Source organism: Bradyrhizobium sp. 33ap4 (assembly GCF_032654765.1).
Classification (GTDB): Bacteria; Pseudomonadota; Alphaproteobacteria; order Rhizobiales; family Xanthobacteraceae; genus Bradyrhizobium; species Bradyrhizobium australafricanum.
Genome location: NZ_JAUMTJ010000175.1, coordinates 1 through 1,330, shown reverse-complemented (window position 1 = coordinate 1,330; position 1,330 = coordinate 1). Strand labels below are relative to the sequence as shown.

General features: G+C 60.7%; 2 protein-coding genes. Both read left to right on the top strand.

From position 1 onward, the window contains the following. A complete protein-coding gene (locus Q2M23_RS43575; protein ID WP_316399513.1) occupies positions 1-165 on the top strand; it encodes a TOBE domain-containing protein in 165 nt (54 codons plus the stop codon). A gap of 103 nt (positions 166-268) precedes the next feature. After that, the gene (locus Q2M23_RS43570) at positions 269-1,318 is read left to right on the top strand and encodes an ABC transporter substrate-binding protein (protein ID WP_316399512.1); all 1,050 of its coding nucleotides are present in this window, start codon (positions 269-271) and stop codon (positions 1,316-1,318) included. The last annotated feature ends 12 nt before the right edge of the window (positions 1,319-1,330 follow it).

Here is a 1,330-nt window from a genome sequence, read left to right as displayed (position 1 = left end):
GTGATCTATCTGGGCGACCACGTGCGTACCCGCGTCTCGGTGTGCGGCCATGATGATTTCGTGATCAAGCTGCCGAACTCGGAGGGCGTGGTGCAGCTCGAGCCCGGTGCGACGACCACCATCGGCTGGAAAACGGAGGATTGTCGGGCGCTCGATGCATCGTGACGACGACCGCGCCTTCGGCATGAGCAAGGTGGACTAGGCCTTCGGCAACGCCGCCTTCAATCCTGAGGGGCAGAAGGGAGAGTAGACGATGAGGAAGTCATTCATGACGACCGGTGCCTTGGCCTTAATCGGCATGGTGGCGGGCGCGTTAGCGCCGACGAAACCCGCCTTTGCGGCCGACCAACTGACAGTCACCTCCACTGGAGGGGCTTACCAGACAAGCCTGCGCAAGGCCGTTTTCGAGCCCTTCTCGAAGGTGACCGGTATCAAGATCACCGAAGACGAGTACAACGGCGAGATCGCCAAGATCCACGCCATGGTCGAGTCCAAGAGCGTGAGCTGGGACGTGGTCGACAACGACATGATCTCGGTCATGCAATTGTGCGCCGAGGGCCTCCTGGAGACGATCGACTGGAACAGGCTGGGCCTTGACCGGGCCAAGTTCCTGGGCGGCAACAACCAGGACTGTGGGCTGCCGAATTTCACCTCTGCCAGGGTCATCGCCTATGACAAGGACAAGTTGCCGAACGGCCCGAAGACTATTGCCGACTTCTTTGACCTGCAGAAATTCCCCGGCAAGCGCGGACTACGAAAGGAACCCCGGGGCAATCTCGAATGGGCGCTGATCGCCGACGGAGTACCAACCAAGGACGTCTACAAGGTGCTCGACACGCCCGAGGGCGTCGACCGCGCCTTCAAGAAGCTCGACACGATCAAGAAGGACGTCGTCTGGTGGCAGGCTGGGGCCCAGCCGCCGCAGCTTCTCGCCGACGGCCAGGTCGTCATGACTTCGATTTTCAACGGCCGCATCTACGATGCCGTCAAGAACTCCGGGAAGCACTTCGAGATCATGTGGGATGCCCAGTATTTGGAAGTCTCTGTCTGGACGATTCCCAAGGGCAGCCCGCGGCTGGATGACGCTTACAAATTCTTCGCCTTCGCCGGCTCGCCAAAGGCACAGGCCGAACTGACGGACTACCTGCCCTACGGGCCCACTAACGAGGACGCGATCGCGCTTGTTAGGCCGGCGATGCTACCCCACTTTCCGAATGCGCCCGACCATATGGGCAATGCTCTGCTGAGGGATGCCGCCTTCTGGGTTGAGAAGGGCGATGATCTGCGCCAACGCTTTACCGCCTGGCTCGCGAAGTAGACCACAGAAGCA

What these genes read in the sequence shown, in the direction of transcription:
- Q2M23_RS43570 (WP_316399512.1), top strand. Translation starts at nt 269, where the DNA reads ATGACGACCGGTGCCTTGGCCTTAATCGGCATGGTGGCGGGCGCGTTA.